The organism is Streptomyces sp. NPDC017979 (genome assembly GCF_044328175.1).
Classification (GTDB): Bacteria; Actinomycetota; Actinomycetes; order Streptomycetales; family Streptomycetaceae; genus Streptomyces.
Map to the genome: position 1 here is coordinate 1,338,281 of NZ_JBIRGU010000001.1, position 8,908 is coordinate 1,347,188.

Genomic DNA, 8,908 nt, shown 5'->3' on the forward strand with positions numbered 1-8,908 from the left:
AACCCGACACACCCCACGGCTCGCCAGACGCCCCAATCCGAACGTTTCCGATCACCAACCGCTCATATTCGGCTACCCGATCCGTCGTACAGGGGTAACAGAAGCGACGGAAACGATGATTTGAGCAACTGGGTGTAGCACTGCCTGTACGAAGCGTTATTCTCCTCAGACGCATACGAGACCCGCCCACCACCACGTTGGGTGAACGGTCCCGCACTGCACGTGATGGAAGCTCTGCCTTTGGAGTCCCGTGTACCCACACGTCGGGGTTGACGCCTCGGGCCTGGCTACGCTCCGCGCAACGGTCTTCGACCACTTGCGCGGCTTCGTCCCCACCGCGTACGCCGTCCCCGCCCTCAGCATCCCCCGCCTCGCCACCGGCGGCCCCGCCGCCCCCTGCTACGCCCTGGCCGACGCCTACAAGGAGGGGCCGGCGCGCAGCGCCGTCGTCGAGGGGAAGCGGCCCGGTGGGGGCCGTGCGGTCGCCAGACGGAACAGCCGTAGCGCCGGCGGCGCTTCGACCGCACCGTCGGGAGTCCGCCGCCCCAGCGCGGACAGCGACAGCGCCCGCATGATGGAACTGGTCGAACGCGCCCAGGCGGGCGAGGCCGAGGCGTTCGGACGCCTCTACGACCAGTACAGCGACACCGTCTACCGCTACATCTACTACCGCGTCGGCGGCAAGGCGACCGCCGAGGACCTCACCAGCGAGACGTTCCTGCGCGCCCTGCGCCGGATCTCCACCTTCACCTGGCAGGGCCGCGACTTCGGCGCCTGGCTGGTGACGATCGCCCGCAACCTGGTCGCCGACCACTTCAAGTCCAGCCGCTTCCGGCTGGAGGTCACCACCGGCGAGATGCTCGACGCGAACGAGGTCGAGCGCAGCCCGGAGGACTCCGTCCTGGAGTCCCTGTCCAACGCCGCGCTGCTCGAAGCCGTCCGCAAGCTCAACCCCCAACAGCAGGAGTGCGTCACCCTGCGCTTCCTGCAAGGACTCTCCGTGGCCGAAACGGCCCGGGTGATGGGCAAGAACGAAGGCGCGATCAAGACCCTCCAGTACCGTGCCGTGCGCACCCTCGCCCGGCTGCTGCCCGAGGACGCCCGCTGAGCCGCGCCGTCCGCCGTACCGCCGCCCCCGGCGGCACCGCCGCCACCGCACCACGACCCCCCACTCGTCCCCCGACCCCAACTCACCTTCGGTGACGCCTCGATGACGCACTGGTCCGATCATCCTTCGCGCGTAACCCAAGTGCCGCGCCGCTCGTTGTGCGGGATGCAGGCTCCCTGTGGTCACGCCCTGCCCGCAGCCGCTCACTCCATCGAGTGGATGCGCGTAGATCGTGCAACCCTCCAGACCCCTTGGGGAGTCGACCGTCATGACGAGAGGAGGTGCCGCCAGTGATCGCGAACGTATCGGCGCACCGGCGGGCGAACGCCTTCGCCCAGGCCCTGGAAGATCAGGCGGCCACGCAGCCGGACGACGGCTCTGCCGAGTCGGCCGGTCCGGCCGGATCGGCCGAGCCCGGGCGGCTGTTGGCCCTGGCGACCGGCCTCGGCGAACTGCCGAAGCCGGACCTGGACCCAGAGGTCAAGGTGGTGCAGCGGGCACAGCTCGTGGCCGCCATGGAAGCCATGTTCAAGGAGGGCGCGGCAGGCGCATCCGCGGGCGAAGGGTCCGCGGGCCCTACGGTGCCCGAGCAGCGGAAGTCCGGCCGCGGCGCCCATCGGGCCTCCCCGTTCCGGAGGCTGCGGCCCCGCTCCCGCTGGTCGAAGGGCCTCGCGGCGGGCGGCTTGACCGTCGGTGTCGCCGCGGGCGCCTTCGGCGGAGTGGCCGCTGCCAGTTCCGACGCCCTCCCCGGTGATTCGCTGTACGGCCTGAAGCGCGGCATGGAGGACATCCGCCGCGGCATGGCCGACGGCGACTCCGACCGCGGCGAGCTCTACCTCGACCAGGCGTCCACCCGGCTCAGCGAGGCCCGCCGCCTGATGGAGCGGGGCCGGGGCGGCGACCTGGACCACGAATCCCTCGGCGAGATCCGCCGCGCGCTCAACGGCATGCGGCACGACGCCACCGAGGCCCACCGGCTGCTGTCCGCGGCGTACGAGCGGGACGGCACCCTGGGCCCCCTCCAGAAGCTGAATTCGTTCTCCAGCGCCCACCGCGAGGTGTGGATCGGCCTCCGGGACCGCCTCCCCCTCCAACTCGCCGACGTCAGCAACGACGTGACAGACGTCTTCGACGCCATAGAGCAGGAAGTCGAGCCGCTCCAGTCCCTGCTGCCCACTCCCCCGGAGCAGGGCCGCGGCTCCGACCGGCAAGGCACCTCCTCGCAGGACACCGCGGACACCCCCCCGGCCGACGGCCGCACCACCCCGTCCGCACCGGGCGCCACACCGGGCAGTGGCGGCGACAGCAAGCCGCGCCCGTCGGAGCCCGGTTCCCGCACACCGGAGGAACAGGGCCTGCTCGGCGGCGCCGGCGACCTGCTCTCCCCGCCCTCGGGGGCGACCACGCCCTCCCCCGGCAGGGACGCGGACGCGCCCCGCCCGGACGTCACCCTCCCGCCCCTGCTCCCCGGGCTGCTCCCGGGCCTGGGCCTGAGCGCCGAGGAAGACCGCTAGCGGACGGAGCCCCGGCCGTACGGAAGAGGGGTGTGGCGCTGACTCCGGTCAGTGCCACACCCCTCTCCCACGTCCGCGAACGCCCCGGCCCCGCCGACGGCCTCAGAAGAAGACCGACCTCCGCTGCACCAACAGCTTGTACAGCGTGTGCTGGATCTGCTCCCGCACCTGGTCCGTCAGGTTGAACATCAACATCGGGTCCTCCGCGGCCTCCGCCGGATACCCGTCCGTCGCGATCGGCTCCCCGAACTGGATCGTCCACTTCGTCGGCAGCGGCACCGCACCCAGCGGCCCCAGCCACGGGAACGTCGGCGTCACCGGGAAGTACGGCAGCCCCAACACCCGCGCCAGCGTCTTCGCATTGCCGATCATCGGGTAGATCTCCTCCGCGCCCACGATCGAGCACGGCACGATCGGCACCCCGGCCCGCAGCGCCGTCGACACGAAGCCGCCCCGCCCGAAGCGCTGGAGCTTGTACCGGTCGCCGAAGGGCTTCCCGATGCCCTTGAACCCCTCCGGCATCACCCCGACGACCTCACCGCGCCGCAGCAGCCGTTCCGCGTCCTCCGCGCACGCCAGCGTGTGCCCCGCCTTGCGCGCCAACTCGTTCACCACCGGCAGCACGAACACCAGGTCCGCCGCGAGCAGCCGCAGGTGCCGCTGCGCCGGGTGGTTGTCGTGCACGGCGACCTGCATCATCAGCCCGTCGAGCGGCAGCGTGCCCGAGTGGTTCGCCACCACCAGCGCACCCCCCTGTGCGGGGATGTTCTCGACGCCCTTCACCTCGACCCGGAAGTACTTCTCGTACAGCGGCCGCAGCAGCGTCATCAGGACCTGGTCGGTCAGCTCCCGGTCGTAGCCGAACTCGTCGACCTCGTACTCCCCGGTGACCCGGCGGCGCAAGAACGCCAGCCCGCTCGCGAGCCGCTGCTCCCAGCCGCCGCCCGCGCCGGGCCCCTCCGCAGGACTCGGTCCCGACGCCCGTGCGGCCGGCGGCTCGACGCCCGACGCCTGCCCGGGCACGACCGCCTCCCGCCCGTCCGCGGCACCGGCCGCGCGCACCGCGGCGGGCTCGGCCCGGTCGCGCCGACCGCCCCCGGCCGCGGAGCGTCGTCGCCCCGACCGCTGACCGGCCGACCGCTGCACGTTGCCGCGCGCACGGTCGTCGTCGAAGGGAATGACCTTGGCGTCCGCCATCGTCGGTGCGCTCCTCATCCGGATCCGGTGTCCATCATCCGGCGTCGCTCTGTGTCGGTACGGCGGGGGCGCGGCCCCCGGAGGCCGTCGGGGACCCCAGCGCCTCCCCGACCCGGTCCACGGCCCGCGCGAGCGCCTGCGGCGGCACCAGGCCCTCGCCCCGGCTGCGGGCGAAGTCGGCGAAGGTCTCCGCGGTCGTGTACGCGGGCGTGAAGCCCAGGGTCTCCCGCATCTGGACGGTGCTGACCACCCGTCCGTGCGTCAGCAGCCGGATCTGCTCCGGCGAGAAGTCGGTGACGCCCACCGTGCGCAGCGCCGAGCCGACCCAGGTGACCGCGGGCAGCGGCACCGGCAGCGTCGGCCGGCCCAGCCGTCGCGAGCACTGCGACAGCAGCAGCACGCCGTCGCCGGCGATGTTGAACGTGCCGCTGTTGAGGGTGCCACGGCGCGGCTCGTGCAGCGCGATCCGCAGCACGTCGACGACGTCGTCCTCGTGGACGAACTGGAGCCTCGGGTCGTAGCCGAAGACGGTCGGCATCACCGGCAGCGAGAAGAACTCGGCGAGCGGGGAGTCCGCGCACGGCCCGAGGACGTTCGCGAACCGCAGCACGCACACCGCCACGTCCGGCCGGCGCCGCGCGAAGCCGCGGACGTACCCCTCGACCTCGACGGCGTCCTTGGCGAAGCCGCCGCTCGGCAGCGACTTGGGCGGGGTGGTCTCCCCGAAGACGGCCGGATCGCGGGGCGCCGAGCCGTACACGCTCGTACTGGACTTCACCACCAGCCGCTTCACCGTCGGCGACTTCTGGCAGGCGCCGAGGAGCTGCATCGTGCCGATGACGTTGGTCTCCTTGACGGAGGTGCGCCCGCCGGCGCCCAGCGGGGTCCCGGTGACGTCCAGGTGGACGACCGTGTCGACGCCGTGCTCGGCCAGTACGCGCCCTATCGCGGGCTGCCGGATGTCGGCCCGGACGAACTGGGCGCCGCCGAGGTGGTGCTCCGGCACGACAGCGTCGACGCCGACGACCCGTTCCACCTCGGGGTCGCGCAGGACGCGCCGCACGAGACGGCCCCCGAGCTGTCGGGCGACCCCGGTGACGAGCACGACCTTCCCCAAGAGTCCGCGCCTTCCCTCAAAACTGCTGTGTACGGGCCTGGTCCCGGCCTCAAACGTCACCGTAGCGGCTCACTGTTGCACTGTGACGCCCGCGCGGCGCACTTTTACCGTGCCGGTGCCTCCCCGCGCCCTTGCCGCCGACTGCTTCCGTCGGCGGCCGTCTCTCCCCGAACGCACCGTGGCCCTCCCACCGGACGGTGAGAGGGCCACGACACACGTGCGACACGTGCAGCGTTCGTAAGAAGACTTACTTCTTGTTACGACGCTGAACGCGGGTGCGCTTGAGCAGCTTGCGGTGCTTCTTCTTGGCCATCCGCTTGCGCCGCTTCTTGATAACAGAGCCCACGACTACCCTCGCTCACTTCTCTTCACTCGGTGCGGGGCGTCTGGGCCCACACGACCTACGTCGGCCTAGCCTACCCGCCCGAGCACTGAGCTTGTAATCCGAGGGCGGCCGCACGATCCGCACCGCGCACCCGCAGCCGAACGTCAAGCGGATTCCACCCCCACGAAGGACTCGCGGAGGTAGTCGTGCACCGCTTGCTCCGGCACCCGGAAGGACCTCCCCACCCGGATAGCCGGCAGGTGCCCGCTGTGCACCAAGCGGTACACAGTCATCTTCGACACCCGCATCACCGAGGCGACTTCCGCCACGGTAAGGAACTTGACCTCGTTGAGAGGCCTCTCGCTGCCAGCAGCCATGACCCACCTGTACCTTCCGCACATGACGCCCACCGGCTTCCCCTCCGGTGACTCTTCGTCGCTGTGCGCTCACTCCCCAGACTAGGGGCGCGTGATACGAGTGGGGAAGAGGAGCAGCCAACGGCCGCCTACTGTGACAGACAGGCGCGTTTGAGTACATAGCGCATGAGCGGCCGGTACGCCTCCTCCGGAGCCCCGTCGTCCAGCGGGACCACCACCGACACCCGGCCCTCGGCCTCCCCGACGAACAGCGCGGGGTCGTCCACGTCGCCCAGCCCGATGACGTCAAGACCCAGCTGACCTGCTCCGCAGACCCATCCGTGGTCCCCCACGACCAGATCGGGCAGGGGCCCGTCGCCCTCCGCCAGACCCTCCAGGGCTGCCCGTAGGGGCAGTGGGGAATGGGTGTGTGCGCCGGTCGCACCCGCGAACCCCCGTGCGCCTCCTTCCCGCACCAGCGCGACTCCCCTTACGTAGGCCAGGTTGTACGTGCGTACGCCGAACCGGGTCGTTATGTCGACACATCTGCCCTGCGCGGGGGTGAGGACGAGACAGCCCGCCGCCGACAAGGCGTCTGCGAGGCCGGCGTAGAACCCCAGCAACCGGCCCGGATGTCCCGTTCCCAGCAGTACGGCGCCGCGCCCCGCGGCCGCCCGGGCAAGGCGGCCGGCGAAGGCGTCCAGCGCGTCCAGGGTCCGTTCCGGGTCGATGAGGTCCGGCCCTCGGACCCGGCAAAAATCGGCCGGAACTCCGCACTTGTCCGCCATCAGCGCGACCACGTCCCGCTCGTTCCAGGGCCGTTGCGGCAGCAGACCGAGGGTCACCCGCGGGTCGCGCGCGGCGAACTGCCGGTACCGCCGCAGGCTCTGCTCCCGCGCCGTGCCCACGACGCCCGCCAGACCGCCCGCCACCAACTGCGCCCGCAGCTCCGTGCGGCTCACCACCGGGGACCCACCCATCCGGCGATGCTCCCGCACCCCGGGCCGCCGGGTCCCCGTTTCGCCCGTCCTCCCCACGATCGGTCGAAGGCGCCCGACGGGACAACGCGCCGACGCGACCCGGAGGGGCGCTACGGCAGCAGCCCCCGCAGCGGGTACACCGCCCGCCGGGTCGCCAGCACCGCCTGGTCCAGCCGGTCCGCCGGGTCGTACCCCGCGCTCCACTCCCGCCAGCCGGGCGTCCGCCCGTCCGTCATCCGCAGCGGCCCCGGCTGCCGCGTCAGCGCGTACACCTGGTCCCGCCACTCCTGCGGCACCATCGACGTCGGGTCCACCGGAGCGTGGGCCGCGATGCCCACGAGGTGCGTCCACGACCGCGGCACCACGTCCACGACCGCGTAACCGCCGCCGCCGAGCGCGATCCACCGCCCGCCGTCGACGTGCTCGTGCGCCAGGTCGTGGCACGCTTCCTGCACCAGCCGCTGGGCGTCGAGCGAGACCGCCAGGTGCGCCAGCGGGTCCTCGAAGTGCGTGTCGGCGCCGTGCTGGGTCACCAGCACCTGCGGCCGGAAGTCGGCCAGCAGCTCGGGCACCACGGCGTGGAAGGCCCGCAGCCACCCCTCGTCGCCCGTTCCGCCGGGCAGCGCGACGTTGACCGCGCTCCCCTCCGCGACGCCCGCGGCGCCCGTCTCCTCGGGCCACCCGGTGCCGGGGAACAGGAACCGGGGGTGCTCGTGCAGCGAGATGGTCAGCACCCGCGGATCGCCCCAGAACGCCGCCTGGACACCGTCCCCGTGATGCACGTCGACGTCGACGTACGCGACCCGCTCCGCACCCAGCTCCAGCAGCCGCGCGATCGCCAGCGACGCGTCGTTGTAGATGCAGAAGCCGGCGGCCGAACCCGCCATCGCGTGGTGCAGCCCGCCCGCGAAGTTCACGGCGTGCGCCGTGTCCCCCCGCCAGACGGCCTCGGCGGCGCCCACGGACTGCCCGGCGATCAGCGCGGACGCCTCGTGCATCCCCTCGAAGGCGGGGTCGTCGACCGTCCCCAGGCCGTAGGACTGGTCGGCGCTGCGGGGGTCCGCGGAGGCCGCGCGCACGGCCGCGACGTAGTCCTCGCGGTGCACGAGCCCGAGCGTGGAGTCGCCGGCGGGCTTCGCGGCGACGACGTCCACCACCCGGTCCAGTCCGTAGGCCCGCACCAACCCCATGGTCAGCGCGAGCCGTACGGGGTCCATCGGATGGCCGTCCCCGAAGTCGTACTTCGTTACCGCCTCGTCCCACATCAGCATTCCGCGGCCGCTCATGCCCGCCACCGTATCCGCTCAGTTCCCGAGCAGGAGCGCCGGCAACTCGGCCATCGCGGCGAAGTGCCCCTTGGCGCCTTCGAGCTTGGCGGCCGGCGTCATCGCCGTGAACCCGTACACGTCCATCCCGGCCGCCAGCGCCGCCCGCACGCCGAGGACGCTGTCCTCGACGACGACGCACCGCTCGGGGGCGACCCCCATCCGCTCGGCGGCGTGCAGGAACAGGTCCGGTGCGGGCTTTCCACGGCCGACGTCCTGCGCGCTGAAGACGATCGGCTCGGGGAACCAGGCGTCCAGCCCGGTCGTACGGTGCCCGAACCTGATGCGCTGGTGGCTCCCGGACGACGCGAGGCAGTACGGCACTTCGCTCGCCACCAGCTTCTCCAGTACCTCCGTGACCCCTTCCACGGGCTGGAGCCGGTCCTCGAACGCGGCGGAGGTGCGGGCGTGCAGCGTCTCGTCGAAGTCCGCGGGCAGCTGCTGCCCGGTCCGCTCCCCGACTAGGTCGTGCACCCGGTGCACCGCGGCGCCCATGTAGTCACGCAACGAGTCCTCGTACGAGGTCGGGTGCCCCAGCTCGGTCAGATAGGCCGCGAGGACGGCGTTCGCGAGGGGCTCGCTGTCGACGAGCACACCGTCGTTGTCGAAGATCACGAGGTCATAGGTCATGCGGTCAGCCTAAGCACGCCCGGAAACGCAAAAAGGCCGTGGTCCCCTGGAGATAAACTCCAGGGGACCACGGCTAAAAATTGTTCGGCGGCGTCCTACTCTCCCACAGGGTCCCCCCTGCAGTACCATCGGCGCTGTGAGGCTTAGCTTCCGGGTTCGGAATGTAACCGGGCGTTTCCCTCACGCTATAACCACCGAAACACTACGAAACCAACAACCCCGGACATTGACACGGGTTTGATTGTTCGTGGTTTCAGAACCAACACAGTGGACGCGAGCAAATATGGACAAGCCCTCGGCCTATTAGTACCAGTCACCTCCACCGGTTACCCGGCTTCCAGATCTGGCCTATCAAC

At 71.4% G+C, this 8,908-nt stretch carries 9 protein-coding genes and 1 rRNA gene; 2 read left to right on the plus strand and 8 right to left on the minus strand.

The annotated features are described in order from the left end of the window. The first annotated feature begins 250 nt into the window (after positions 1-250). The gene (locus tag ACH4E8_RS05805) at positions 251-1,108 is read left to right on the plus strand and encodes an ECF subfamily RNA polymerase sigma factor, BldN family (RefSeq protein WP_398444643.1); all 858 of its coding nucleotides are present in this window, start codon (positions 251-253) and stop codon (positions 1,106-1,108) included. Between the two features lie 290 nt (positions 1,109-1,398). Continuing rightward, positions 1,399-2,622 (plus strand): DUF5667 domain-containing protein, encoded by a 1,224-nt coding sequence (locus ACH4E8_RS05810; protein ID WP_398444645.1) that lies wholly within the window; start codon positions 1,399-1,401, stop codon positions 2,620-2,622. A 102-nt stretch (positions 2,623-2,724) separates the two neighbouring features. Here ACH4E8_RS05810 and ACH4E8_RS05815 read toward each other — a convergent pair whose 3' ends face one another. The 8 genes from ACH4E8_RS05815 to rrf form a co-directional block, all read right to left on the minus strand. Beyond that, on the minus strand, positions 2,725-3,819 hold the full coding sequence (locus ACH4E8_RS05815; protein ID WP_398444647.1) for a lysophospholipid acyltransferase family protein: 1,095 nt from the start codon (positions 3,817-3,819) through the stop codon (positions 2,725-2,727). A 34-nt stretch (positions 3,820-3,853) separates the two neighbouring features. Continuing rightward, positions 3,854-4,936: an NAD-dependent epimerase/dehydratase family protein gene (locus ACH4E8_RS05820; RefSeq protein WP_398444649.1), complete on the minus strand. Its 1,083-nt coding sequence runs from the start codon at positions 4,934-4,936 to the stop codon at positions 3,854-3,856. A gap of 247 nt (positions 4,937-5,183) precedes the next feature. Next, on the minus strand, positions 5,184-5,282 hold the full coding sequence (locus tag ACH4E8_RS05825; protein ID WP_003948845.1) for a 30S ribosomal protein bS22: 99 nt from the start codon (positions 5,280-5,282) through the stop codon (positions 5,184-5,186). Positions 5,283-5,425: 143 nt separating this feature from the next. Further along, entirely contained in the window at positions 5,426-5,638 is a 213-nt protein-coding gene (locus ACH4E8_RS05830) for a helix-turn-helix domain-containing protein (RefSeq protein WP_003958488.1), read from the minus strand. Positions 5,639-5,766: 128 nt separating this feature from the next. Then, positions 5,767-6,597, minus strand: coding sequence for a phosphatase (locus tag ACH4E8_RS05835; RefSeq protein ID WP_398444651.1), 831 nt, complete (start codon positions 6,595-6,597; stop codon positions 5,767-5,769). A 110-nt stretch (positions 6,598-6,707) separates the two neighbouring features. After that, positions 6,708-7,883 (minus strand): acetoin utilization protein AcuC, encoded by a 1,176-nt coding sequence (locus ACH4E8_RS05840; protein ID WP_398444652.1) that lies wholly within the window; start codon positions 7,881-7,883, stop codon positions 6,708-6,710. An 18-nt stretch (positions 7,884-7,901) separates the two neighbouring features. Then, entirely contained in the window at positions 7,902-8,552 is a 651-nt protein-coding gene (locus ACH4E8_RS05845; protein WP_398444654.1) for an HAD family hydrolase, read from the minus strand. 82 nt (positions 8,553-8,634) lie between these two features. After that, positions 8,635-8,751, minus strand: a 5S ribosomal RNA gene (rrf, locus tag ACH4E8_RS05850). Positions 8,752-8,908: the final 157 nt, after the last annotated feature.

What these genes read in the sequence shown, in the direction of transcription:
- ACH4E8_RS05815 (WP_398444647.1), bottom strand. Translation starts at nt 3,819, where the DNA reads ATGGCGGACGCCAAGGTCATTCCCTTCGACGACGACCGTGCGCGCGGC.
- ACH4E8_RS05830 (WP_003958488.1), bottom strand. Translation starts at nt 5,638, where the DNA reads ATGGCTGCTGGCAGCGAGAGGCCTCTCAACGAGGTCAAGTTCCTTACC.
- ACH4E8_RS05835 (WP_398444651.1), bottom strand. Translation starts at nt 6,597, where the DNA reads ATGGGTGGGTCCCCGGTGGTGAGCCGCACGGAGCTGCGGGCGCAGTTG.
- ACH4E8_RS05840 (WP_398444652.1), bottom strand. Translation starts at nt 7,883, where the DNA reads ATGAGCGGCCGCGGAATGCTGATGTGGGACGAGGCGGTAACGAAGTAC.
- ACH4E8_RS05845 (WP_398444654.1), bottom strand. Translation starts at nt 8,552, where the DNA reads ATGACCTATGACCTCGTGATCTTCGACAACGACGGTGTGCTCGTCGAC.